Raw genomic sequence first — 24,649 nt, 5'->3', positions numbered from 1 at the left:
TCAGGCCAGGCGACGTCTCAGCCAGGCGCTGAGCCCGTCTACCGCCAGTACCAGAAAAAGCATCGCCAGAATGACGCTCAGTGCCTTTGATTGCTGGAAAAGGCTGAGTGTGACGTAAAGCATCTGACCTAACCCTCCCGCACCGACAAAACCCAGCACCGCAGCCATACGGATATTGTTCTCCCAGCGATACAGGCTGTAAGCCAGCCACTGCGGTAATACATTGGGTAGGGTGCCGTAAAAGAAGGCGGCAGTGGCCCCTGCGCCGCTATCCTGTAATGCCTGGGCTGGCTGCCGGGGACTGTTCTCCAGGGCTTCGGCAAACAGTCGGCCGAGCACGCCGGTGGTGTGCAACGCAATGGCCAGTGCCCCAGCGAAGGGTCCCAGGCCGGCGGCCAGCACCATCAATGCGGCCCACACCAGTTCTGGCACGGACCTCAATGCATTGAGCAACAGGCGCGCCAGTCCACGGGCAATGATGCCTAACCTGCCCGCGGCGAGCAGGCTGAGAATGGCCCCGGCAGCAACCGCCAGCAAGGTGCCTATCGCAGAAATAGCCAACGTTTCCATCAGGCCCCAACCTATTCTCCGCAACCAGGGTGCCGAGGTTTCAGGCGGAAAAAAAGATTGAGCATAAGTAGCCATCTGCGCTGGCCCGTCGCCGCGTACAAGTGCTCCGAGATCCATCCCCAGGTAGCTGAAGGACGCGACAATGGCTCCAAGAATCAAGCTGAGCAGGATGAGCGCTTGCCAGCGACGGCTCATGCCAGCCTCCGGCGTAGAACGGAGCTGAGCTGGTCAGCCAGCAGCACCAGCAACAGAAAGCTTGCCAAAATGGTGATGACCTCTCCGCCGGCGAACATGCGGATCGACAGATCAATCATCTGGCCCAGGCCGCCCGCACCCACAAACCCCATGATGACCGAGGCGCGAATAGCGCATTCCCAGCGATACAGCGTGTAGGAGGTCAGCTCCTGCGCTGCACCCGGCAGGATGCCGTAGAAGAACGCGCCGAGCCGCGAACTGCCACTTTGCAGCAAGGCGCGCGCGGGTGCCTGATCGATCGATTCGTAGATTTCGGCATATACCTTGCCGAGCATGCCGCTGTAGGTGATGGCGATGGCCAGAACCCCGGCAGTGGGGCCGAGCCCGACTGCACGCACGAACAACAGCGCCCATACGATTTCCGGAATACTGCGCAGCAGTATCAGTACCAGCCTGACTGGGTAGCGCGCCATCGATGACCAGCGGGCGGGATGTCCAGTCAGTAGCGAGGAAACCGAGAGTGATCGGGTAGCCAGCAGACTCATCGGCACGGCCAGCAGCAGAGCCAGGGTCAGCCCCGCCGTCGCCATTGCCAGGGTTTCCAGAGTGGCGGTCCCCAGTAAAGCAAGAAAGCGGGGTGACAGGTCCGGCGGCCAGAAGCCGGCAAGGAATCGCCCCATGACCGATGCGTTATCGGGTTCTACCAAAGTAGCCGGATTGAACTCGGTCAATAGCAGGCCCGGCCAGAGAATAATCAGCGCTGCTACGGTTATAAGCAGGCGGGGTAGTGCGGCGGGATCACGCCATCGTAAGCGCAGCGGCAATCCTACAGACATCGCGGGGCGACCCCTGCGGTGTTTCTGGAGTGCTGGTGCGCCGCAGACGTCCCATGAACTTGATCAGTTGATTGCACCGGGCCCAGTTCGTCGTTGGCGTACAGGGATTCAAGCAGCGCATCAGTTACCTGTTCTGCCGGGCAATCAAAATGCAGCCGCCCCGCGCGCAGCCCGATCACGCGTGGAAAATGCTTCAACGCCAGGTCCACCGCATGCAGGCTGGCTACCAGAGTGACATTGCGTTCTGCAGCCAGCCGATTGAGCAGGGCGACAGTATGATCTGCCAATAATGGATCCATAGCAGCAACAGGCTCATCAGCCAGCACCAGTTCCGCGCGTTGATAGAGCACGCGGGCAATACCAACACGCTGCAGTTGGCCGCCTGACAGCTGATCGCAACGACTGAAAAGCTTGGCGGTAAGGTCCAAAGGTGCCAGAACCTGTTCGACCCCATCGATATCCAGCGGATAGCAAAGCGATGCCAACGCCCGGGGCAAAGACCACTGTCCCAAGCGCCCAGCCTGCACTGCTGTCACTACCCGTTGGCGTGGCGGCAGAGGCGGGCTCTGGTGAATCAGGCCGATACGACTGCGCAGTTTTTTCAGGGCCCCGGCACGCAATTGGGCCGGAGCCTGATCCAGCAGTGATAAATGTCCACTACTGGGCATCAGCCCAGTGGCCAGGAGGCGTAGCAAGGAGGTCTTGCCTGCGCCTGATGAGCCTATGACGGCAACCCGCTCACCTTTTTCGATGCGCAGGTCGATATCCTGCAGGGCTGGCAACCCGCCGGCGTGGGTCAGGCCCACGCCTTCGAGTACGATGCCCACGGATTACTCCAGCAGACCGGCAGCGCGTGCAGCCTGCTCGATGCCTTCATAATTTTCCGGGCTGGTCTCGATAAAGCGGCTGGCGCGCTGCAGATCGAGAATCACCTTGTGCTCGGGGTTCTCGGGGTCGAGCTTGAGAAATGCCTGGCGAATATTTTCGACCAGTTCCGGCTCGAGATCGCCACGCACAGTCCAGTTGTAGTCGAAATAGGTGGGCGTGCGCTGGTAAACCCGAACTTTGTCAGTATCAACCTTGCCTTCAGCTACCAGTTTGTCCCATACCGACGCATTCAGGACACCGGCGTCCACTCGACCGGATTCGACCCAGGCGGCGGTGGCGTCATGGGCGCCAGAAAAGGCGATGCGGCTGAAGAAGCTATCTGCGTCGATGCCTTCCTGCTGCAGAAAATAGCGTGGCATGAGGTGACCAGAAGTAGAAGAGACAGAACCGAATGCAAAGCTCTTGCCTTCAAGATCCTTGTGTTCTTTTACATCAGGGTTGGCGGTGATGAAGGTGCTGGTAAATACGGCGTCCTGCTCACGCTGAACGACTGGGATTGCGTCACCGCTGCGCAGGCGTGCCTGGACAAAAGTGAAACCGCCGAGCCAGGCCAGATCGAGGCGGCCGGCACCCAGCGCTTCAACCACACCGGCGTAATCCGATACCGGCTGGAAGGTCACGGGCATACCCAGTTCCTGCTCAAGGTATTTGCCCAGGGGCTCGAACTTGCGCAGCAGTTCAGTGGGGGCTTCGTCTGGAATCGCAGAAACCCGTAAAGTTGTGGTTTCAGCTGCGGCGGGCAGTGCGGCAAACAGGGTGGCAACAGACAGGCACAAGCCAGCCATGACGGCCAGCGGACGTTTAGAAATCGACATGTATTTCTCCGGTTCAATAGCGGAAGACTCCCAACCAGGTGTCGAGTCCGGTCGGGGCGTGGCAGGATTGTAGCATGGCCCTTTGAAACGGACTGCCTTTGGTCCGCGGCTGTGTTGCGCTTATTATCGACCCATCGATCTTTACGAGGTGCTCGCGCCATGCCCTGGCCATTGTCTGCCAATCTATCCATGCTTTTTAACCAGGTACCCTTGCTCGAGCGCGTCGAGGCAGCGGCGCAGAACGGGTTTGATGGTGTAGAGATCCAGTTTCCCTACGCGGTGCCTGCGGCGCAGCTCCGGGACGCATTGCAGTGTGCGCAGATGCCGTTGGTGCTGTTCAATATACCTGCAGGGGATCTGCTTGAGGGCGGAGCAGGTCTTGCCGGAGTGCCGAGTCGGGAAGCTGGGTTCCAGTCAGCATTGGAGCAGGCACTGGCGTACGCAGCTATTGCTCGGCCGCAGCGGGTCAATGTGCTGCCCGGGCGTCTTGTCGAAGGAGTATCCCGTGACAGCGCACTGAAAACCCTGGCAACTAGCCTGGCCAATGCGGCTGAGGCTTTTGCCGCGATAGATGTGGAGGTGGTGTGCGAGGCGATTAATCGGATCGATATGCCGGAGTTTCTGCTAGCGACTGGCGAGGACCTGGCGCAGATGATCGAGCGTGTTGCTCACCCGAATCTGTCGGCGCAACTGGATTTCTATCATATGCAGCGAATGGATGAATCCTTGCCGGCCGTGATCGACCGACTCAAGGGGCTGATTGGTCACGTGCAGTTCGCCGATGCGCCAGAGAGAGGTGCACCGGGCAGCGGCATCATCGACTTTACCGAAGCTTTTGCCGCGCTCGAGCGCAGCGGCTACCGGGGCTGGATTGGCGCCGAGTATCGATTGGAACCCGGCTCAACGGATGACCTGAGGTGGTTGGGCGAGTGGCAGAGATCCGGCTTTATCAAACAGCCGGGCCGCAGCGTATGACCTCGGCTTCGGCGAGTTTCTTGCCACTTTTCGAGCGCAGCCAGCCTACCGTGCGAAAACCCCTTCGCTCTACATCGAAGACGTATTGCTCACCGCCGGCGAAATCGTTGTAGCGTACAGCGACTATGCATCTTTCCCATTGGGGTTCGCCTAACAAGCCGGCGCCGCCTGCTGATCCGGGCATTTCAAAATGGTGGCGTACCCGTAAATCGTGGCTGCCGGGAATCAGGTCGTTAAAGCGCAAACCATCAACCAGTTCGCCGTCCAGCCGGTATGCCTCGACACGATCCCTAACGCGAGTCTCAAGAACGACTCGCGCCTGCTCCTCGGCCAGCTCATCCCTGGGTTGCGGGGCCGCACAGGCGCCGAGTAGCGTCACGGCAGCAGCCAGCAGGAGACTGGAGGCGGCCGTGCGGCGGGTTGCATTGGGGTAAGTCATGGTGCCTCCGGTTGTCAGACTTGATCACAGTGTAACGTGACTATCCCGGCAATGGACTGGATCTACCAATATGATCCGGGAGCAGGTGATAAACACCGATCAACCTGAATGATAGATCTGGTCTGAGTAGGCCGATACGGTCATGCTATTCACAAGATCAATAATCTAGCTGCGGTTTTGGCTCGCGGCCCTGCAAGGAGAGAACACATGCAAGACCTGAAAGGTAAAGTGGCGGTAATCACCGGTGGCGGTAGTGGTCTGGGCCGCGAATTCGCGCTGCGTTGTGCCGCACGGGGTATGAAGCTGGTGCTGGGGGACGTTGACGAAGCCGGCATGCAAGAAACCCTGAATCAGGTCAAAGCGCTGGACGCCGGGATTGAATCCGTCACCATGCGCCTGGATGTTTCCAAGCTGGAGCAGGTTCAGACCTTCGCGGAACTGGCAAAAAGTCGTTTCGGTGGCGCGCACCTGTTGTTCAATAACGCTGGCGTCAGTGTTGGCGGCCCCGTATGGATGAATACTCCGGCTGATTGGGAGTGGGTCGTTGGGGTGAATGTGTATGGTGTTGCCTGGGGCCTGAAAGCCTTTATTCCGATGATGATCGAGCAGGGCGAAGGTCACGTGGTCAATGTCGCCTCCGCCGCTGGTTGGGTCAATGGTCCGAGTATGGCTGTCTACAACGCGACCAAGCACTCGGTCGTCGCGATCTCCGAGACACTGGCGCTGGACCTGCGTGATGTAGGCGCCAAGAACGTTGGGGTGACCGTTCTATGCCCGGCGTTCTTCCCCACCGGTATTCACGATTCGGCCCGCAATCGTCCTGCGGATATGGCCGACACGCTTGCTCCGAGCGCGATCGATCAGGAGCGTGCTGCAGCTCTTAAAGCCGCTGTGGAAAAAGGCCGAGTCAAAGCCACTGATGTGGCCGAAATGACCCTCAAGGCTGTCGAAGACGACCAGTTCTACGTCTTCCCGCATCGCAAGATCAAACAGCTGATTGCCATGCGCGCCGCGGCTGCGGATGCAGAAAAAACCGTGTTCGACTCAATGAATCCGCAGTAAGCAGAGGCATCCGGGAATAATCGAGTTCCAACTTGGTAAAAGGTAGCCAAGAGCCCCACCGGCCGAGATGGAACTCGGCCATTCCCGGCAGCCGTCCTCGTACTACCCAGCCATAGCCAGTCGCGCATGCCCGGCAACAGAGCGCCCACGCAACAGAAAGCCTTCTACCGCTCCTTGTACGTCCTGCAAAGCCGTTTTGTGCTCCATCTCCAGAAAGTGCCCAGTATGCGCAATAGTCGCAAATTCCGACTGGGGCGCCAGCTTGCTAAATTGCCTGGCGTCTGCGGGCGAGGTGTAGTGGTCCCACTCGCCATTAACAAACAACAACGGCACCTTCACATTACCCACGCAGCTCATATACTGCGCCGAATCCAGCTCCCGTACCTGTCTAACGTGCAGCAACATCTGCGCATACTCGAATTCCTCGAGAGAGCTCACGTGTCTGAAATTGCAGCGTTTGAACAGTGAGGGCAAATGCTCCCCGATGGTTTCATTGATCAGCTTCCCGATTGCCTGACGATCGCAGGTAGCCAGACTCTGTTGTGCACAATCCAGATAACCCTGCATAGCCGGATTGAGGACCGGAGAAAAGGAGCTGATCACGGCGCTGCGTATCCGCTCTGGCCGTTGCGCCAGAGCCAGCAAAGTTGCCACGCCGCCCCATGAAAACGCCAGCACATGGTCAGCACGGAACAGGTCAATCAGATCCAACAAAATCAGGGCTTCATCCTGTTTGTCGATCATCGCCATGGCCGGATTGTATTGTCTCGACTGGCCCTGGTAGGGCTGGTCAAACAGAACCACGTTGAACAAAGGTTGAAGGTACCGCACTGACTGGTTGAAAGAGGCGCTGGTTGCCAAGGAGCCGTTGACCAGAATAACGGTCTCGCTTGTACGGGGGTTGGGGTACAGGGTGGTGTGGATTTTCAGGTCGCGATGCACGCGAACAACGGATTTTTCGGCATACATGGTTCACCTCGTTGGAGTCGGCCGGGTTTTCCCACAGCTAACCCCACGCGGATGACAGCTACATTGCAGTTGCCTACCGCTGATCAAGCTTCATTCAAATGTCACGAACGGCCCTCCCCGCGCATTCATTACTTCCTTGATCAAGATCAAGAACAGGTGAGCCCGAAGGGTTGATAGTGACGGAAGATAATCCATCTCAAGCATAGAGGCTTTCTGCATGTCCCTGGAAAAACACGATCTGATTCACGAAATGCCCGAATCAAAAGAAGCCATCCATCACTTGAAAACCAGTAACAATCATTTTGCCAAGCTGTTTGAGGAATACCATGAGGTAGACCATGCAGTGCATCGCTTTGAAACCGGTGCAGAGAGTGCTTCCGATGAATACCTGGATACTCTCAAAAAGCAGCGCCTCAACCTCAAGGATCAGTTGGCTGGCATGATTCGCGAATTCGAGTCTTCGGCGCTTACTGGGTCCTGAGATCTCCCTAGGCCAGGGGGCTGCTCAGCCCCGACTATTGCAGCCGCAGCTGTTCCAGTACTTCATCCAGATCGTCCCGCCAATCGGGCTGGCTGATGCCGAAAGTGTGCTGAATTTGTGAGCAGTCCAGCACAGAGAATGCCGGGCGTTGGGCCGGAGTGGGATAGTCCTGCGTCGTGATCGGACATAAGACAGGAAGTCTGTGGAGCAATCCTGCCTGAAGGGCTCTATTGAGGATTTCCTGAGCAAAGTCATGCCAGGTACAGACTGGCGAGCCAGCAAAATGGTAGGTGCCCCACTGGAGGTCCCCGGCTTTCCGATAATGCGCTGCCAGCGCCCAGAGGCAGTTAGCGATGCTCGCTGCCGACGTTGGGCAGCCTCTCTGGTCCGCGACCACCCTCAACTCCTCGCGCTCAGCGCCCATTTTGAGCATGGTCTTGACGAAATTCTTGCCGTGTACGCCAAATACCCAACTGGTTCGCAGGATCAGAGATCTTTGAACCTCAGCCATGAGCGCCTGCTCGCCGGCCAGCTTGCTGGCACCGTAGACTCCGGTGGGTCCCGGGGCATCTGTTTCCCGGTACGCGCATTTCGAATCTCCAGCGAATACATAGTCAGTAGACAGATGAAAAACAGCCGCACCTACATTTTGTGCAGCCTTGGCGAGATTGGTTGGGCCCGTCTTATTGACGCTCCATGCGCATTCCGATTCGCTTTCGGCCTGATCCACTGCTGTGTAGGCGGCGGCATTCATGATGATATCGGGTTTAAAATCTGATGCCGCCGCTAGCACTGCACTGGCGTCCGTTATATCGAGCTGGGAGGAGGTTCGCGCCAGAAGATCGAAGCCAGCCAGGGCCAGCCGTTCGATTTCATGGCCAACCTGCCCGGAGGCGCCAGTGAGCAGGACCCTCATCGGGAATGTTTCGCCAGGTCAGCGAGTGACGGCAACGCGAGGTCCTTGGCTGAAAGCAGCGGGTCCAATAGGGGCCACTGGATATTCAGGTCCGGATCGCTCCACAACACTCCGCCCTCGTCCTTCGGGTAATACAGATCGGTGCATTTGTATTCGAAGTCAGCCTCATCACTCAATACACAGAAGCCGTGGGCATAGCCCGGCGGGATCCACATCTGACGATGGTTCTCGTCTGACAGCGTAACGCCAACGTACTGACCGAAGGTGGGGGAGGCTAGATCGATGTCTGCGGCAACATCAAATATCGAGCCACGGCTGGCACGCACCAGTTTGCCCTGGGGGTGGCGGCGCTGGAAGTGCAAGCCGCGCAGCACGCCCTTGCGAGAGCGCGAGTGATTGTCCTGTACGAAAGCCATATCTATGCCAGCTTCACGGTAACGCTCGGCATGAAAGCTTTCCAGAAAGAAGCCGCGCTCATCGGCAAAGACGGCAGGCTCGATAATCAGGACGCCGGGTAGTGCCGTCTCAATAATCTTCATTGCTCGGCCCTTGGGCGAGCACTTTGCTCAGATACTGGCCATAACCTGTTTTGCTGAGCGCCTCTGCATGGGCTTTCAGCTTCTCAGCCGACAGCCAGCCCTGATTGAACGCGATTTCCTCAAGACAAGCGACTTTGAGACCCTGGCGCGCTTCAATGGTCTGTACAAAATGGCCGGCATCCATCAGTGACTCGTGCGTGCCTGTATCGAGCCAGGCAAAACCACGCCCAAGCAGACTGACATTGAGATCTCCACGCTCCAGATAGGCACTGTTCACGTCGGTGATTTCCAGTTCGCCGCGCCGTGACGGCTTGATGTTTCTGGCGATTTCTATCACGTCATTGTCGTAGAAATATAGACCAGTCACCGCGTAGTTGGATTTGGGGACTGCTGGCTTTTCTTCGATAGAGACAGCACGGCCTTCAGCGTTGAAATCCACCACGCCAAAGCGTTCCGGGTCGCTCACATGGTAGCCGAACACAGTGGCTCCCGAGGTGCGAGCTGCTGCCTCTTTGAGCATTGCGCTGAACCCGTAACCATAGAAAATGTTGTCGCCCAGGATCAGGCACACATTACTGTCGCCAATAAATTCTTCGCCAATAAGGAAGGCCTGGGCCAGTCCATCCGGGGAAGGTTGCTCGGCGTATTCAAGGCTGATGCCAAAATCGGAGCCGTCGCCGAGTAGCTTGCGAAAGCTGGGCAGATCCTCCGGCGTGGAGATAACCAGGATTTCCCGAATGCCAGCCAACATGAGCACCGACAGCGGGTAATAGATCATTGGCTTGTCGTAGATCGGCAGCAATTGTTTTGATGTGCCCCGCGTAATCGGGTGAAGGCGGGTACCTGATCCACCGGCCAGAATGATGCCTTTCATATTGGTTAATCCTTTTTCACTGTGGCGGTAGCAAGGTCCGCCGCCCCCAGGCGCGCGAGCTGATAGTCACCGCTTAGTACGCGCTGCCACCAGGGGCGATTGATCAGATACCACTCTACGGTCTTGCGGATTCCGGAATCAAACGTTTCGCGCGGTACCCAACCGAGTTCGCGTTGGATCTTTGACGCATCTATAGCGTAGCGCTGGTCATGCCCTGGGCGGTCATTTACAAAGGTAATCAGCTCTTTATAGCTTTTCAGGGTCGTCGGTCTCTCATCAACGGCTAGTTCATCGAGCAGCGTGCACAGCGTTTCGACCACCTCCAGATTGCGTTTCTCGTTATGCCCGCCGATGTTGTAAGTCTCTCCCACCCGGCCGCGAGTCGCTACCTCCACCAGGGCGCGAGCGTGGTCTTCTACATAGAGCCAGTCTCTGATTTGACCACCGTTACCGTATACCGGTAGCGGTTTGCCCTGGATAGCATTGAGGATTATGTGGGGAATTAGCTTCTCGGGGAAATGATAAGGCCCGTAGTTGTTCGAGCAATTGGTAATGACGACAGGTAACCCATACGTACGCTGCCAGGCTCGAACTAGGTGGTCTGAACTGGCTTTGGTCGCAGAGTAGGGAGAACTTGGGGCGTAAGGAGTTTCTTCAGTAAATAGCGATTCGGCTCCCTCAAGGTCTCCATACACTTCATCGGTGGACACATGGTGGAAACGGAAGTTTGCTTTTCGAGAGCCATCCAATGTCTGCCAGTAGGCTCGGGCGCTCTCCAGCAGGCTGTATGTCCCAACGATGTTTGTTTGAATAAAAGCAGCCGGGCCGTCAATGGATCGATCCACATGGGACTCGGCGGCCAGGTGCATAACGATATCTGGTTGGAAATCGGAAAGCAGCCTTGCCATCGATTCCTGATTGCAGATGTCGAGCTTATGAAAGCTGTAACGATCACTGCTGGCGACTTCCGCAAGCGAATCAAGATTACCAGCGTAGGTTAGCTTGTCGACATTTGCGACGACGTGCACGGTGTCCGCTATAAGGTGACGTATAACGGCGGAACCTACGAAGCCGGCGCCGCCGGTGACTAAGAATCGTAAACCCATGCCTGCTCCTAGTGTTCGGCTGATCTCCGCAAGCCAACCATCGCCGGTTTCAGAGCCAGTTTGATACAGGCTTGAGGTGAGGGCAAATGGTTCCATTGGATCCTACTGATTGGAGTTTGTTCGAACGTCCTGTTGTCAGCCAGTAGTCCTGATAGCAGAATGACCCAGATTGGCAAGGTTCTTGCTCTAGCTGAGAATAGAGCTTTGAAGGTGACACAATGCCAAGATATTGGCGATCAGTAGCCTCAGAACAAGGAAAAAATAATGAAGGCAGTCATTCTGGCGGGTGGTCTTGGGACCAGAATCAGCGAGGAGTCGCACCTCAAACCCAAGCCAATGATTGAGGTAGGTGGTAAGCCGATCATCTGGCACATCATGAAAATTTACCAGCATTACGGTATTACCGACTTCGTTATCTGTCTGGGTTACAAGGGGTATGTAATCAAGGAGTACTTCGCCAACTACTTTCTGCACATGTCGGATGTGACCTTCGACATGGTGGAGAACCGCATGCATATTCATCAGCGACATGCAGAACCCTGGCGAGTAACACTGGTTGATACCGGAGAGATGTCCAGTACAGGCGGGCGTCTCAAGCGAGTGCGTGAATACCTGGGTGACGAGAGTTTCTGCTTTACCTACGGCGATGGGGTATCCAACATTAATATCCCTGAACTGATTGCGTTTCATCGCGAGCACGGCAAGCTTGTGACCGTTACCGCAGTGCAGCCCCCGGGCCGGTTTGGCGCGCTGGATATACAGGGCAACCAGGTCAATGGTTTTCAGGAGAAGCCGCTCGGTGATGGTGGCTGGATCAATGGTGGTTTTTTTGTGATTGAACCAGCGGCTCTCGATTATATCGTCGATGACAACACCACTTGGGAGTTCGAACCCATGCGGCAACTGGCCAGCGATGGTGAGTTGATGTGCCATTTCCACCAAGGCTTCTGGCAACCAATGGATACGCTGCGGGATCGCAATTTTCTGGAAGAGCGTTGGGCCAGCGGCAACGCGGAGTGGCGCCTGTGGGAGTGAATGCGTTCTGGGCAGGTAGGCGAGTATTGTTGACCGGTCATACCGGGTTCAAGGGAGGCTGGCTCGCCATATGGCTACGAAGTCTCGGGGCTGAGGTATATGGCATTGCCCTGGAACCTGAGAGCGAACCTTCGCTGTGGACGGCCGCAGGTTTAGCAAGTGGTGTGGAGGGCAGCTTTACCGATATTCGTGATCAGCAGGCTCTGGCGAACGAGGTGCTGGCATTTGCGCCGCAAATTGTTTTTCATCTTGCGGCCCAGCCGCTTGTTCGTGCCTCATATCGTGATCCGGTGCAAACCTATTCAACCAACGTAATGGGTACCGTGCATCTGCTGGAGGCATTGCGCCATACCGAGTCGCTGCAGGCCATCGTCGTTGTGACAACCGATAAGTGCTACGAAAATCAGGAGTGGCAGTGGCCCTATCGTGAAAATGATCGACTGGGTGGATTCGACCCCTACAGTAACTCCAAGGCTTGCGTGGAATTGGTATGTGCGAGCTACCGCGACGCTTTTTTCTCTTCCTCGGGTGTGCCACTTGCAACAGCCCGCGCAGGTAACGTGATAGGTGGGGGCGATTGGGCTGCGGAGCGCTTGGTGCCAGATGTGCTGCGTGCCTGGGATGCGGGCGAAGAGCTGGTACTACGTTACCCCGGCGCAACGCGGCCCTGGCAACACGTGTTGGAGCCGCTTGCTGGCTATCTGATGCTGGCGGAACGTTTGCTGACGGACGACCTCAACGGCGCGGCAGCCTGGAATTTCGGCCCGGATGCCGCGAGTATAGCCAGTGTAGAGTCAGTCGTAACATGCTTGGCCGAGCATTGGTCGGCGGGTGAAGTACGCTGGTGTTGTGCTGAGGAAGGTCAGATGCATGAGGCGGGACTTTTGGCGCTCGACTCCTCACGCGCCAAACAGATTCTTGGTTGGCAGACGCGCTGGTCGCTGGATATGGCCCTTCAACAAACGCTGGATTGGCACCGTGCCTGGAGAGACGGTGAGGACATGCACGCATTTTGTCTGCAGCAGATAGCGCTTTACCAGGGAGAATTCGTATGAGTGAGGCTCGCAAGCAGCAATTGCGTGATGAGATTGCGCTTAAGGTCAAGGAGTACGCGGAGCTCAGCTTGGCGCCCGCTCCATTCGTACCTGGGACATCGACGGTACCGGTATCGGGCAAGGTAATAGGTGCCGGTGAGCTGCAGATGATGACTGACGCCGCCTTGGATGGCTGGCTCACTACGGGTCGTTTCAATAACGCTTTTGAAAAGCGGCTGGCTAAATACCTTGGCCGGCGCTGTGTGTTGACCACTAACTCAGGCTCGTCGGCCAACTTGCTGGCGTTTTCAGCATTAACCTCTCCGCGGCTGGGCGAGAGGGCGATTGTACCCGGCGATGAGGTCATAGCTGTGGCGGCAGGCTTCCCGACCACGGTCAATCCGATTATCCAGTGCGGTGCGGTACCGGTTTTTGTGGATGTTGACCTGGTCAGCTGCAATATTGACCCCCTCCTGATCGAGGCAGCCATAACCCCGCGTACTAAAGCAATAATGTTGGCTCATACCTTGGGCAATCCCTTCGATCTGGGCGTGGTGCGGGCGCTTTGCGACAAATACGATTTGTGGTTGGTTGAGGATTGCTGTGACGCCTTGGGCGCTACCTATGATGGTCGGATGGTAGGTTCTTTCGGGGATATAGGTACCTTGAGCTTTTATCCCGCGCACCATATCACCATGGGAGAGGGCGGAGCCGTTTTCACCGACAAGCCTCTGCTCAAAAGGATCATGGAGTCGTTCAGGGACTGGGGCCGTGACTGCTACTGCCCTCCAGGTGAGGACAATACCTGTGGCAAGCGTTTTGGCTGGCAACAAGGCGATTTACCCGAAGGATATGATCATAAGTACACCTATGCCCATCTGGGTTACAACCTGAAGATTACCGACATGCAGGCCGCCTGCGCGCTGGCGCAAATGGACCGATTGGACGATTTTATTAAAACGCGCAAGCGTAATTTTGCCTGGCTACATGAGCGGCTGAGCGCTTGCAGCGATTACCTGATTCTGCCCCAGGCCACGCCCAAGAGTGATCCTTCCTGGTTCGGATTTCCCCTCACGCTCCGCGATGGAGAGCGTTATCAGCGCGTCGATCTACTCCGTTTTCTTGATTCTCAGGGCGTCGGCACACGACTGCTTTTCGCTGGTAACCTGGTCCGCCAGCCTTACATGCAGGGTCGCAATTTCCGTGTCTCTGGAGCGTTGCCGGTGACCGAGAAGGTCATGCGCGATACTTTTTGGGTGGGTGTATGGCCCGGCCTCGATGAGGAGCACCTGGAGCATATTGCCAGCAGCATTGAAACATTTTTCGCGAGAATCATCTGATGCGCGCCTATGTCCTGTGTGGCGGCCTGGGTACACGACTGCACTCGGTGACCAAGGGCGGGCAGAAAGCGCTTGTAGATGTTCGAGGTGAGCCCTTTCTGTTGCTGTTATTGAAAGAGCTCAGGGCGGCCGGGATTCACGAAGCCGTGCTCTGTGCCGGACATCGGGCCGATCAGTTGCAAGGTCTGCTTGAGTCCCTGGCTAGCGAAGCTGATTTGCGTCTGCATCTTGTGGTTGAGGAGTCGCCGCTGGGGACCGGCGGAGCTTTGTTGCATGCGCTGCAGCACTGGCCGGTTAATAAGCCCTATCTGGTACTCAATGCCGATACCTATCTGAGTAGCGAAGCCTTCTCACTGCTTAAGGGTGGTACTCACAATCTGATTCTGGCTGCAGACGTTGCGGAGCGTAAGCGTTACGGCAGCCTCTGTATAAGTACTGATGGCCGGGTTCTTGCCTTGCGTGAGAAAGGTAGGGATGGCGCAGGGCCGGTCAATGCAGGCGTCTACTGCTTTACCGCTGACGCGCTGACCGCCGAACACCCCCGCGCCTGTTCGATGGAGCTGGATATTTTGCCGGGCCTCATCGAACGCGAGCAGTTGTTTGCCATTCATTACGGCGGTCCCTTTGTCGATATAGGCACGCCAGCCTCGCTGGCAGCCTTCACAGAATCAGAGCAATGGAGTCTGCCGCGATGAGCCGACTTTTGGAGATGCTGACAGTAGGGTCTGAGCAGTCGATTCTTGATGCGGTCAAGTGTATTGAGTCTGGTGATTTACAGATCGCTTTCGTAGTCGAGTCTGACCAGCGACTGGTTGGAGTGGTGACCAACGGCGACGTGCGTCGCTATCTGTTGCAGGGCGGTGATACCAAGCTGCCGGTAACTGCTTGTATGAATCGAAAATTCCGGGCAGTCGAGATTGGTGCAACGCGCGAGGATTTACTGAAGACCTTTGATCTCGGGTACAACGCATTGCCTGGCCTGGATGCGAGTGGTTGTCTCAGGGAGATCTATACCCGACAGATGACCGCCAGCCCAGAAGTGCCGGTTTTAGCCAGAGCAAGGGCGCCGGTGCGAATGAGTTTTTGTGGAGGTGGTGCAGATCTCACCTACTTTTTTGTTGACCATCCTGCTGCTGTATTGAGCTGCACGGTAGGGCTATACGCTCATGCAACGTTGGTCCCGCGCGTCGATGGCAGTGTGCACATTTATTCTGAAGATATTGATCACGAAGAGCATTACGACAGCTTGGCGCAGTTGGTTGTGAGCGAGCATAAAAGCTTGCTTGGAACTATCGTTTCAGTAATTCGTCCTGCTTATGGTTTCGACCTCTATCTGCGCTCGGATTTTCCGGTAGGATCCGGTTTGGGCGGTTCATCTGCAGCCACTACCGCCATCATCGCGGCTTTCAACGAGCTGCGGCAGGATCGCTGGAATACCTACGAAATTGCCGAACTGGCATTCCAGGCCGAGCGTTTGTGCTTTGGTATCGCTGGTGGTTGGCAGGACCAGTATGCATCAGCCTTCGGCGGCTTCAACCTGATCGAATTCGAGAACAAGCGCAATCTGGTGCACCCGATTCGCCTGGAGGACGCCGCCCGTTTCGAGCTGGAGGCCTGCCTGGTGCTTTGCGATACCGGGCTTGTGCACAACTCGGGTCAACTGCATGAAATGCAGCGCAAAGAGATGGAGGCCGAGCTGGCGCAAACTGATTTGCTGCGCGAGAGCGTCACGCTCTGCCGTCGCATGCATCGACATCTCATTCGCTGCGAACTCCATGATTTCGGGCTTTGCCTGCATGAGGCCTGGACGCTGAAAAAGCAGTTTTCCCTGGCGATCAGCGATGCCAAGCTCGACGATATTTACGCCAAGGCCCAATCTGCCGGTGCTCTCGGGGGCAAGTTGCTGGGCGCGGGAGCCGGAGGGTTCTTTCTCTTTTACGTACAACCGCAGTATCGCCAGGCAGTTATACGCGCCGTAGGGGAGCTGGGATGTACTACGACGAATTTCCGATTTGAATCGAGTGGCGTGACTTCATGGCGAACGAAAATACAATGACTCCCATAACGATGAATATCGGTGGTTTTCCGGTCGGTGGCGAGCGCATTTTTGTCATCGCCGAGGTGGGCAATAATCACAATGGCTCTTTGCCGTTGGCTAAAGAGTTGGTCGACGCAGCAATTACCGCTGGGGCCGACTGCGTCAAGTTCCAACTGCGCAACCGAGCTGCTCTCTACCGCAGCAAGGCGGATGGCTCCCGTGCTGAAGACCTGGGTGTCGAGTACATTCAGGACTTGCTGGACAAGGTTGAACTGACTCTGGAGGAGCACCGTGAGCTCCGCGAATACTGCTCCAGCCAAGGTATTCTTTACCTCTGCACGCCTTGGGATGAGGCCAGTGTGGATGCCCTTGCCGACTTTGATCTACCCGCCGTCAAGATGGCTTCGGCAGACCTGTGCAATCCCTATCTTATCGCCAAGGCGGCAACCTTGGGCAAGCCAATGATACTGTCCACGGGCATGTCCTATGAGCATGAAGTAGTGGCTGCGATTGAGCAATTGCGTGCACTGCAGGTGCCTTTCGCCTTGCTGCACTGTAACAGCGCTTACCCGGCGCCCGAGACGGATATTCAGCTCAATTACATTGGCCGCTTGCGTGAACTGCACGGCTTGATCGGCTACTCCGGCCATGAGCGAGGCATTGCCATTTCCTTTGCTGCTGTCGCATTGGGTGCCAAGTTGATTGAGCGACACATCACGCTTGACCGCAATATGGAAGGACCGGATCACCTGGCAAGTCTTGAGCCAACCGAGTTCAAACAACTGGTAGACGGCGTGCGTCAGCTGGAAAAGGCGCTGCCCTGCCAAGGTATGCAGCGCCAGGTTAGTCAGGGAGAGCTGCTTAATCGCGAGAATCTCGGTAAGAGCGTGATAGCTGCAACCGCGATCAACGCCGGGGAGGTGTTTACCCAGGACAAACTGCGCATTGCCAGCCCTGGTCAGGGATTGGCTCCCTATCGGCTGGCAGATTTGCTGGAGCGCACGGCCAGCCGTGATATTGAACAGGGCGACTTTTTGTTCGAGAGCGATATTGCTGGTGCAGGGCAGGAGAAACTGGATTTTGACTTGCCGATACGTTGGGGCGTGCCCGTGCGCTACCACGATTTCTTGCAGTATCACGCGCGCATCTCACCTGACTTGTTTGAGTTCCATCTGTCCTATCGCGATTTGTCTGTCGATCCCGAGCCATATCTCAGAACCGTGACGTGTAACCGCCTGGTCGTGCATGCGCCCGAACTATTCGAGAACAGTGAACTGCTTGACCTGGTGGCCGACGATGAAGCCTATCGACAGCGCTCCATTGTCAACCTGCAGCGTGTGGTAGATGCCACACAACGTATTGCCGTTTTTTTCCCGCAGGCGGATGCACAATTGATTGTGGCTAACATTGGTGGTTTTTCTGCCGATGCGCCTCTGCCTGTCGAGCAGCGAGAGACGCTCTACGCGCGCTTTCGCGACTCCTGCGCTCAGATTGACTTTGGTCCTACCGAACTGATCCCGCAGAATATGGCGCCTTTTCCCTGGCACTTCGGTGGTCAGCGTCATCAGAACATATTCATGATGCCAGACGAGTTGGCTCAGAAGGCTGAGGCCTTTGGTCTGCGTCTGTGTCTGGATCTGTCCCATCTGCAGATGACCTGCTTTCACTTCGGCCTGGACTTTCAGGAAGCGCTGCGCTTGCTACTGCCTCTGTCTGCACACCTGCATGTGGCCGACGCCAAGGGTACCAATGGCGAAGGCGTGCTGATGGGCACGGGTGACGTGGACTGGCCTGCGACCTGGGCGCAGGTCAGAGTTGGCGGTGCCAGTTTTATTCCTGAGGTGTGGCAAGGGCACAAGGATCATGGTGCCGGTTTTTGGGCCGCGCTGGCGTACTTGCAATCATTATGAGATGCACACTATGAATACAGAAAACCTCACTCGGCGACTGGATTTCCTGCTTAGCGAGTCTCTGGAATCCGTGCGTGAGCGCCAGGCTAGTACTCTGGACCGGCTCACCGGAGGGCTTGACGGTCCCTTTGTTCTATTCGGAGCAAGCCAGCTCGGCCGTAAAGCACTAGCTACCCTCAAGGAGCTGGGTTTCGTTCCCTGCGCGTTTATGGATAACAATCCGAATCTTTGGGGGACTCATATTGATTTCGTCCCGGTCGTCAGCCCAGCCCAATTGGTTGAGACATGGGAAGGTGAATTGCCGTCGGTAATTTGCACCATTTGGAGCGGCCATATTCATGATGTCATGTCAGACAGGCTCCAGCCCCTTGTCGAATTGGGTTTCGACCGTATAGCGCTGTTTGGGCATTTAGCCTGGCGCTATCCGCAATACTTGCTACCTCATTACTCTATGGATTTACCGGAACATGTGCTGCCCGAAACAGAAGCAATCAAGCAGGCGTTTAATTTGCTTGGGGATGAGGCTTCGCGAAAACTCTACGTCGATCATGTCGAGTGGCGGCTGCATCTAAACCACGACTTGCTACCAGTTTCCTCTCCACTGCAGATTTACTTCGATGCCCGTTTCAGTAACAACAGCTTGGCAGAGGTAGTGTTTGATTTGGGGGCCTTTAATGGCGATACGCTGGAAAGTTATCTGGCTAGCGGCCGGGACTATTCGGAATATCACTGCTTTGAGCCGGCGGCGCAGAATTTTGCGCAGCTAGAGGCATCTGTACGGAAAGTTGCAAAGATCTCAGTACAGGCTCACCGCCTGGCGATTGGTGATTGCGTTGGCGACGTATTGATAGAGGCCGCCAACGGTCCGTCATCGCGCGTAGGTATGGGTGATGAGCGGGTTCCAATGACCACACTTGACGAACTCGCAGTCGGTGGTTTGGTGCCTACTTTCATCAAGATAGACATCGAAGGCCTGGAGCCTCAATGCCTTGCCGGCGGCAGAACAATGATCATGGAGCATAAGCCGTTAATCGCAGTCAGCGTTTATCACGAACAAAATCACCTCTGGCGAATTCTGCTGCAGTTAAATGGTTACTACGATAGTTATCACTACAGCCTCTGTCCTCACGTTAGTGATGGCTGGGATCTCGTGCTGTATGCCGTGCCTGAAGACCGCCTTCCCACTTGAATTCTGCTGTGAGTAAACCCATGCGTGTTGCCGATTTTATTTTTGAGTTCATTGCCAAACAGGGCGTGGAGCATGTTTTCTTTCTGCCTGGCGGTGGCGCGATGCATTTGAATAATGCGCTTTACCGTCAGCCAGCACTGACCGCAGTCAGCATGCTGCACGAGCAAGGCGCTGCTATCGCGGCCGAAGGCTACGCGCGCACCTCTGGTGGTATTGGAGTGTGCTTGGTGACGTCCGGACCGGGCGCAACCAATGCCATGACGGGTCTGGCAGGAGCCTGGTTCGAGTCGACCCCGACGCTCTTTGTTTCTGGACAAGTAAAGCGTGCCGATCTGAAGGCCGACAGTGGCCTTCGCCAGTTGGGTACCCAGGAACTCGACATCGTCAGTGTCGCTGGTCCGTTGAGTAAATACGCAGTATGCCTGCTGGATCCCGAACGGGTGCGCTATGAACTGGAAAAGGCGCTGTATCTGATGCTCAGTGGACGCAAGGGCCCGGCGTGGATTGACGTACCGCTGGATGTGCAGGCAACCGAGATCGATCCCCAGCAGTTGGAAGGCTTCGTCCCGGAGCCGACTGAGCTGCCGCAGGGGCTAGATGAAGCAGCACTTTCACGTTTGATGGATCGACTTGGGGTCGCTGAGCGTCCGGTACTCCTGGTAGGTAATGGCGTCCATGCAGCTGGCGCTGAAGAAGAGCTTCGCAAGCTTATTGAAAGTCTGCGTATCCCGACCCTGACAACCTGGATCGGCGCTGATCTGTTGGAGCACGATCACCCACTTTACGCAGGACGCTGTGGCACCGTAGCGCCGCGTGGTCCTAATTTCTCGGTGCAGAACGCCGATCTGGTTATTGCCATCGGCTGTCGGATGGACTTCTCCATTACCGGATTTAACCGTAAGCACTTTGCCCGTGGGGCAGAAATCGTAGTGGTTGACGTGGATCCAGCCGAGATAGCCAAACTGGGTGACATGCCGGACGAAAGCTTTGTTTGTGATGCGAAGGATTTTATTCAGCAATTGCAACAGGCCAGTGCTGGAAGGTTTCTGGAATGTGAGTCCTGGCGTTTACGCTGTGCTGCCTGGAAGGAGGCTTATCCGGTAGTGCTGGAGGAGTACCGAAAGGCAGGTGAGTACGTCAATACTTACGTATTTACCGAGGTGCTGTCTGAGCTACTGTCCGAGGGAGACCAGGTTATCCCCGGCAGCTCAGGGGCGGCACTGGACACGTTCTGGCTGGCGCTGCGCCTCAAGCGCGGACAGCGAGCGGTTGCCACAGGGGGGCTTGGCTCCATGGGCTACGGTTTGCCTGCTTCTATCGGTGGCTGTCTGGGCGGTGGCAAGTGCCGTACGGTATCGGTCGATGGTGATGGCGGCTTTGTGATGAATATCCAGGAGCTGGAAGTCGTCCGGCGTCTGAATTTACCGATCAAGTATTTTGTGCTTAACAACAACGGTTATGCGTCAATTCGTGCATCTCAGGGGGGCTATTTCAAGCAGATCATAGGCTGTGATCCAACCTCTGGTCTGACTTTGCCGGACATTTCAGCGTTGGCGGCGGCTTTTGGCCTGCCAACTATGCGGGTAGATGGAACCGGTGATTTGCGCTTGACCATAGAGCAGGCGCTGGCCCTTGAAGGGCCTGTGGTATGTGAGGTGATGGTCGAGTCTGATCAGGCAATTGGCCCGCGCATAACCTCGCAAATAGGAAGGAACGGCGTCATGACTTCCAGCCCTCTGGAAGACCTTTTCCCTTTTCTGGAGCGCGATGAGCTGCGCGCCAATATGCTTATCCCGCTGGTAGAGGAGTGATATGAGCGACTCTATGACAGCCTATGCCAAGGGCGGCCTGTATACCATGCAAGGTCGTCTCAGCGAGCCAGAAGAGGGTCGCTTTCAATCCTTCCCGCGACGCCATTGGCGCTTGGAAATCGAACGTGCGGCGCAGATCGGACTTCGCGGGATCGAATGGATCTATGATCTCTACGGAGAGGGCGCGAACCCGATAGAAACCGAAACCGGACGTCGAGAACTCACGGGCTTGCTCAAGCAGCATGGTATTGCCGTGGTATCAGTGTGTGCGGATTATTTTATGGATTGCCCGCTGTTGCGCAGCAGCCATCAAGAGCGCGCCTCCTTGCTCGCGCGTCTGGAATGGCTGATCGGGGTTTGCGGTGAGCTAGGGGTAGGACGTGTGGTGTTGCCCTTTGTCGATGCCTCGAGTATCCGCAATGAGGCGGAGCGCACTCAGGTTATCGCTGCGTTGCGCCAGGTGTTGCCAAGCGCCGAGCGCCATGGGGTGGAACTGCACCTTGAGACTGACCTCGGTCCTGACGCATTTCAACAGTTGCTTTCAGCCCTTGAGCATCCCCTGGTTCGAGTCAATTACGACGCAGGTAACAGTGCTGCGCTCGGGTATCAGCCTGAAGATGAATTTGCGGCCTATGGCACACGGGTGGGTAGTGTGCATATAAAGGATCGTCAGTACGGTGCGGGTACCGTCGAGCTGGGCCAAGGCGATACGGACTTTCGCAGCCTGCGCCAGCAGTTGATCAAATATGACTATCGCGGTGACTTTGTGCTTCAGGTTGCACGCGGCGAGCCGGGCGATGAGGCGCGCTGGCTTGCTGAAATGGCAAGCCTGGCAGCGCAGTGGTTACGCGGCCGCGACATGAACAACAAAAAGAGAGAGTTATCGTGAAGATTCTGTTCTGTGGGCTCGGAGGCATTGGCCAGCGCCATCTACGCAACTTGCGTTTGTTGCTGGGTGACGCCCTGGAGGTCCATGCCTATCGTGTCCGGGGGCAGCGCATCAAGCTCCGGGATAATCTGACAGTCGATGAGGGTGCGGATCTGGAAAAGGATTACGCCATCCAGGTACATCACGAGCTAGCCGATGCACTTGCGCATAAACCAGCGGCGGTTTTCATATGCAACCCAAATGCGCTGCACGTGCCGGTAGCACTGGAGTGCGCGCGGGCCGGCGTTCCAGTCTTCATGGAAAAGCCGTTGGCCAGCGATTTGACTGGCCTGGATGAGCTGCTTGCCGAGGTGGAGAGTCGTAAGCTGCTGTTCCATGTAGGCTATAACTTCCGTTTTCACCCTGGGCTACAGCGGCTGAAGACCTTGCTTGAAGATGGCTTCTTTGGACGGCTCGTCAGTGTCCGCTCTGAAATTGGCGAGTATCTGCCCAATTGGCACCGCTACGAGGATTATCGGCAGATGTATGCCGCGCGCGCTGATCAGGGTGGCGGCGTGATTTTGTCCCAGATTCATGAAATGGATCTGATCTACTGGTATTTCGGTTTGCCTCGCAGCCTCTCGACCCATGGCGGGCATCTGAGCGGCCTGGAGATTGATGTTGAGGATAGCGCCTCTTCGTTAATGAGATTTGAGAGCGAGCGTGGTTTTTTTCCTCTCCTGCTACATCAGGATTTTGTGCAACGCCCTCCGTCGCGCAAATTCAGAATCGTAGGTGATGCCGGGTGTGCCGAAATGGACCTGATTGCCAATCGCTTGTGTGTCTACGACGTCGTGGGCGAGCTTTGCGAGCAGGACGATTTTGCCGACTTCAACCGCAATGACATGTTCCTCGATCAGACAAGGCATTTCCTCGACTGCCTGAGTAACGGCAAACAGCCGGTGGTCGATTTGATGGCGGGGGTGCAGAGCCTGCGCTTGGCACTGGCGGCACGGCGTTCGCTGCGTGAGGGTTGTGAGGTGCAATTGAGTGAGGTGAACATCCATGGCCAGCGTTGAAACGCTATTTCGCCTGGATGACAGGGTTGCGGTGATTACCGGCGGAGCAGGATTACTGGGCTATCAGCATGCAGCCACCATCGCCGCCCTGGGTGGCTTACCCGTGCTGCTCGACATCAATGCTGCAGAGCTGGCCAAAAACGCCGCTAGGCTTGAGGCTGAAACGGGGTGCAAGGCGCTGACGCTGGTCGCAGACATTACTGATGTTGACGCGCTGCGCTCAGCACATGAGCAGTTGCAGGCGCATCACGGCCGGGTGGATATCCTGATCAATAATGCTGCGCGCAATCCTAAAGTGGAAAACGCGGGGGGGGAGGATTTCTCCCGGTTGGAGCATTTTCCTTGGGAACAGTGGCGCCTGGATCTGGATGTCGGGCTGGGTGGCGCCTTCAACTGTGCAAAGGTATTTGGTCCTCAGATGGCGCGGCAGGGTAGCGGGGTGATCATCAATATTGCCTCTGATCTCGGTGTTATCGCGCCGGACCAACGCTTGTATCGTAAGGAAGGTCTGGAGCCGGATAACCAACCGGTCAAGCCGGTCACTTATTCAGTGGTAAAGCACGGACTGATCGGTTTGACCAAGTATCTGGCGACCTATTGGTGCGAACAGGGCGTACGCTGCAATGCGCTATCGCCGGGCGGTGTCTACGCTGGGCAGAACGACGTGTTTGTCGCCAAGCTGGCGCAGCTGATTCCGCTTGGTCGCATGGCTGACGAGGGTGAGTATCGTGGCGCGATTGCCTTTCTGTGCTCTGACGCGTCGTCCTACATGAACGGCTCCAACTTGATCATCGATGGAGGGCGCAGCGCATGGTGAGTCGCGAACTGATTGCTCGTCACTGTATTTGTTGTGGTGGCGGAAATCTGGAAAAGTCTCCAGCGGTGTTGATGCCCTTTGTAGCGCTGCGTGTTTTTGGTCACGAGCCAGTCGAGATTACAGAGGACTGGGGACTGCGTGATTTGCGTCAAGGGATGGCCTATACCCTGTGTAACTCGCTGCAATGTCAGAACTGTGGAGCCCTTTTTCTTGATTACCGCTTTACCGACGAGCAAATGGAAGCTCTCTATCGCAACTACCGTGACGAGCTTTATAACGAGCAGCGTATTCGTTTTGAGCCGGGTTACGCTAATGTGCCGCCCCATTACCATCAACGTGCTAACTATTTGTGCGAAGTGGAAGCCTGGCTCGCGCCTTATCTGCCAGAAGCTCCCGCAGTACTGGACTTCGGTGGCGATAGCGGCATTAACAGCCTGTTCCGTGAACATAACCAACTGCTGCACATCCACGACATTTCCGGTGTTGAGCTCGTGCCAGGTGCAGAACGTGCAGACCTAGAGCGTATCAGGCAGTGCCATTACGATTTGGTAACTTGCAGCCAGGTGCTGGAGCATGTTCCTTATCCGCTTGATTTTGTTAAACAGATGCTTCCGGCTTTGGGGACTGGTTCTTTAATCTACGTGGAAGTTCCTCACGAAGCACTGTTGCGTGCGCATCCGGGTAGCTTGCAGTTGGCGACCTGTAAGCGTCACTGGCACGAGCATGTTAATTTTTTTACTGAATCATCCATGCGGGTGCTGCTGGAAAGCCTCGGTCTGGTGGTAGTGGATGTCCTGCATCTGCCAGTAGACATAGGCTGGACTCAGGGAGAGGTAATGGGCTTATTGGCGAGGCAAGCTTGA

At 56.2% G+C, this 24,649-nt stretch carries 25 protein-coding genes; 15 read left to right on the top strand and 10 right to left on the bottom strand.

What is annotated here, in order from left to right:
• From phnE to AAC076_RS09350, 4 genes are read right to left on the bottom strand one after another with little or no spacing between them, the layout of a single operon-like run.
• Complete coding sequence (gene phnE, locus AAC076_RS09365) at positions 1–765, bottom strand: phosphonate ABC transporter, permease protein PhnE (RefSeq protein WP_339844809.1); 765 nt, start codon at positions 763–765, stop codon at positions 1–3.
• Complete coding sequence (locus tag AAC076_RS09360; RefSeq protein ID WP_339844807.1) at positions 762–1,601, bottom strand: ABC transporter permease; 840 nt, start codon at positions 1,599–1,601, stop codon at positions 762–764. The genes phnE and AAC076_RS09360 overlap by 4 nt, the downstream gene beginning before the upstream one ends.
• Positions 1,592–2,428, bottom strand: a complete 837-nt coding sequence (locus AAC076_RS09355) for an ATP-binding cassette domain-containing protein (protein ID WP_339844805.1) — start codon at positions 2,426–2,428, stop codon at positions 1,592–1,594. Before AAC076_RS09355 ends, AAC076_RS09360 begins: the two co-directional genes overlap by 10 nt.
• 3 nt (positions 2,429–2,431) lie before the next feature.
• A complete protein-coding gene (locus AAC076_RS09350) occupies positions 2,432–3,298 on the bottom strand; it encodes a putative selenate ABC transporter substrate-binding protein (RefSeq protein ID WP_339844972.1) in 867 nt (288 codons plus the stop codon).
• A gap of 165 nt (positions 3,299–3,463) precedes the next feature.
• Here AAC076_RS09350 and AAC076_RS09345 point away from each other — a divergent pair, with 165 nt between their 5' ends.
• Positions 3,464–4,279: a TIM barrel protein gene (locus AAC076_RS09345; protein WP_339844803.1), complete on the top strand. Its 816-nt coding sequence runs from the start codon at positions 3,464–3,466 to the stop codon at positions 4,277–4,279.
• Here AAC076_RS09345 and AAC076_RS09340 read toward each other — a convergent pair.
• Positions 4,254–4,718 carry a hypothetical protein gene (locus tag AAC076_RS09340; RefSeq protein ID WP_339844801.1) on the bottom strand — a complete coding sequence of 155 codons (465 nt, stop codon included), beginning with the start codon at positions 4,716–4,718 and terminating at the stop codon, positions 4,254–4,256. The two genes, AAC076_RS09345 and AAC076_RS09340, sit on opposite strands and share 26 nt — an antisense overlap.
• A 207-nt stretch (positions 4,719–4,925) precedes the next feature.
• Between AAC076_RS09340 and AAC076_RS09335 the strand changes: the two genes are divergently transcribed.
• Complete coding sequence (locus AAC076_RS09335; RefSeq protein WP_339844800.1) at positions 4,926–5,780, top strand: SDR family NAD(P)-dependent oxidoreductase; 855 nt, start codon at positions 4,926–4,928, stop codon at positions 5,778–5,780.
• 102 nt (positions 5,781–5,882) lie between these two features.
• Here AAC076_RS09335 and AAC076_RS09330 read toward each other — a convergent pair whose 3' ends face one another.
• Positions 5,883–6,749 (bottom strand): alpha/beta hydrolase, encoded by an 867-nt coding sequence (locus tag AAC076_RS09330; protein WP_339844797.1) that lies wholly within the window; start codon positions 6,747–6,749, stop codon positions 5,883–5,885.
• 217 nt (positions 6,750–6,966) lie between these two features.
• Here AAC076_RS09330 and AAC076_RS09325 point away from each other — a divergent pair, with 217 nt between their 5' ends.
• Positions 6,967–7,230, top strand: coding sequence for a YdcH family protein (locus AAC076_RS09325; protein ID WP_339844794.1), 264 nt, complete (start codon positions 6,967–6,969; stop codon positions 7,228–7,230).
• A 34-nt stretch (positions 7,231–7,264) separates the two neighbouring features.
• Here AAC076_RS09325 and rfbD read toward each other — a convergent pair whose 3' ends face one another.
• The 4 genes from rfbD to rfbB are packed head-to-tail and all read right to left on the bottom strand — an operon-like array spanning position 7,265 to position 10,665.
• Positions 7,265–8,146 carry a dTDP-4-dehydrorhamnose reductase gene (gene rfbD / locus AAC076_RS09320; protein WP_339844792.1) on the bottom strand — a complete coding sequence of 294 codons (882 nt, stop codon included), beginning with the start codon at positions 8,144–8,146 and terminating at the stop codon, positions 7,265–7,267.
• Positions 8,143–8,685: a dTDP-4-dehydrorhamnose 3,5-epimerase gene (gene rfbC, locus AAC076_RS09315; RefSeq protein ID WP_339844790.1), complete on the bottom strand. Its 543-nt coding sequence runs from the start codon at positions 8,683–8,685 to the stop codon at positions 8,143–8,145. The genes rfbD and rfbC overlap by 4 nt, the downstream gene beginning before the upstream one ends.
• A complete protein-coding gene (gene rfbA / locus AAC076_RS09310; protein ID WP_339844787.1) occupies positions 8,672–9,559 on the bottom strand; it encodes a glucose-1-phosphate thymidylyltransferase RfbA in 888 nt (295 codons plus the stop codon). Before rfbA ends, rfbC begins: the two co-directional genes overlap by 14 nt.
• 5 nt (positions 9,560–9,564) lie before the next feature.
• Positions 9,565–10,665: a dTDP-glucose 4,6-dehydratase gene (gene rfbB, locus AAC076_RS09305; protein WP_339844970.1), complete on the bottom strand. Its 1,101-nt coding sequence runs from the start codon at positions 10,663–10,665 to the stop codon at positions 9,565–9,567.
• 264 nt (positions 10,666–10,929) lie between these two features.
• Here rfbB and rfbF point away from each other — a divergent pair, with 264 nt between their 5' ends.
• Genes rfbF through AAC076_RS09245 form a run of 12 tightly spaced genes read left to right on the top strand, consistent with a single transcriptional unit; the run spans position 10,930 to position 24,649 of the window.
• The gene (rfbF, locus tag AAC076_RS09300; protein ID WP_339844785.1) at positions 10,930–11,700 is read left to right on the top strand and encodes a glucose-1-phosphate cytidylyltransferase; all 771 of its coding nucleotides are present in this window, start codon (positions 10,930–10,932) and stop codon (positions 11,698–11,700) included.
• Positions 11,691–12,755, top strand: a complete 1,065-nt coding sequence (gene rfbG, locus AAC076_RS09295) for a CDP-glucose 4,6-dehydratase (RefSeq protein ID WP_339844783.1) — start codon at positions 11,691–11,693, stop codon at positions 12,753–12,755. Before rfbF ends, rfbG begins: the two co-directional genes overlap by 10 nt.
• Positions 12,752–14,074: a lipopolysaccharide biosynthesis protein RfbH gene (gene rfbH / locus AAC076_RS09290; protein WP_339844780.1), complete on the top strand. Its 1,323-nt coding sequence runs from the start codon at positions 12,752–12,754 to the stop codon at positions 14,072–14,074. The genes rfbG and rfbH overlap by 4 nt, the downstream gene beginning before the upstream one ends.
• Positions 14,074–14,769, top strand: coding sequence for a sugar phosphate nucleotidyltransferase (locus AAC076_RS09285; protein WP_339844777.1), 696 nt, complete (start codon positions 14,074–14,076; stop codon positions 14,767–14,769). The genes rfbH and AAC076_RS09285 overlap by 1 nt, the downstream gene beginning before the upstream one ends.
• Positions 14,766–16,130, top strand: a complete 1,365-nt coding sequence (locus AAC076_RS09280) for a CBS domain-containing protein (protein ID WP_339844775.1) — start codon at positions 14,766–14,768, stop codon at positions 16,128–16,130. Before AAC076_RS09285 ends, AAC076_RS09280 begins: the two co-directional genes overlap by 4 nt.
• Positions 16,127–18,022, top strand: a complete 1,896-nt coding sequence (locus AAC076_RS09275; protein ID WP_339844773.1) for an N-acetylneuraminate synthase family protein — start codon at positions 16,127–16,129, stop codon at positions 18,020–18,022. The genes AAC076_RS09280 and AAC076_RS09275 overlap by 4 nt, the downstream gene beginning before the upstream one ends.
• Positions 18,023–18,032: 10 nt before the next feature.
• On the top strand, positions 18,033–19,211 hold the full coding sequence (locus AAC076_RS09270; protein ID WP_339844770.1) for an FkbM family methyltransferase: 1,179 nt from the start codon (positions 18,033–18,035) through the stop codon (positions 19,209–19,211).
• A 20-nt stretch (positions 19,212–19,231) separates the two neighbouring features.
• Positions 19,232–21,022: a thiamine pyrophosphate-binding protein gene (locus AAC076_RS09265; RefSeq protein ID WP_339844768.1), complete on the top strand. Its 1,791-nt coding sequence runs from the start codon at positions 19,232–19,234 to the stop codon at positions 21,020–21,022.
• Between the two features lies 1 nt (position 21,023).
• The gene (locus AAC076_RS09260) at positions 21,024–21,911 is read left to right on the top strand and encodes a sugar phosphate isomerase/epimerase family protein (RefSeq protein ID WP_339844766.1); all 888 of its coding nucleotides are present in this window, start codon (positions 21,024–21,026) and stop codon (positions 21,909–21,911) included.
• Positions 21,908–22,969, top strand: coding sequence for a Gfo/Idh/MocA family oxidoreductase (locus AAC076_RS09255; RefSeq protein WP_339844764.1), 1,062 nt, complete (start codon positions 21,908–21,910; stop codon positions 22,967–22,969). The genes AAC076_RS09260 and AAC076_RS09255 overlap by 4 nt, the downstream gene beginning before the upstream one ends.
• Positions 22,956–23,786, top strand: coding sequence for an SDR family oxidoreductase (locus AAC076_RS09250; protein WP_339844762.1), 831 nt, complete (start codon positions 22,956–22,958; stop codon positions 23,784–23,786). The genes AAC076_RS09255 and AAC076_RS09250 overlap by 14 nt, the downstream gene beginning before the upstream one ends.
• The gene (locus AAC076_RS09245; protein ID WP_339844759.1) at positions 23,780–24,649 is read left to right on the top strand and encodes a class I SAM-dependent methyltransferase; all 870 of its coding nucleotides are present in this window, start codon (positions 23,780–23,782) and stop codon (positions 24,647–24,649) included. The genes AAC076_RS09250 and AAC076_RS09245 overlap by 7 nt, the downstream gene beginning before the upstream one ends.

It is taken from the genome of uncultured Halopseudomonas sp., assembly GCF_963977355.1.
In the GTDB taxonomy this organism is placed as follows: Bacteria; Pseudomonadota; Gammaproteobacteria; order Pseudomonadales; family Pseudomonadaceae; genus Halopseudomonas.
This window is presented reverse-complemented; position numbering and strand designations above follow the sequence as displayed.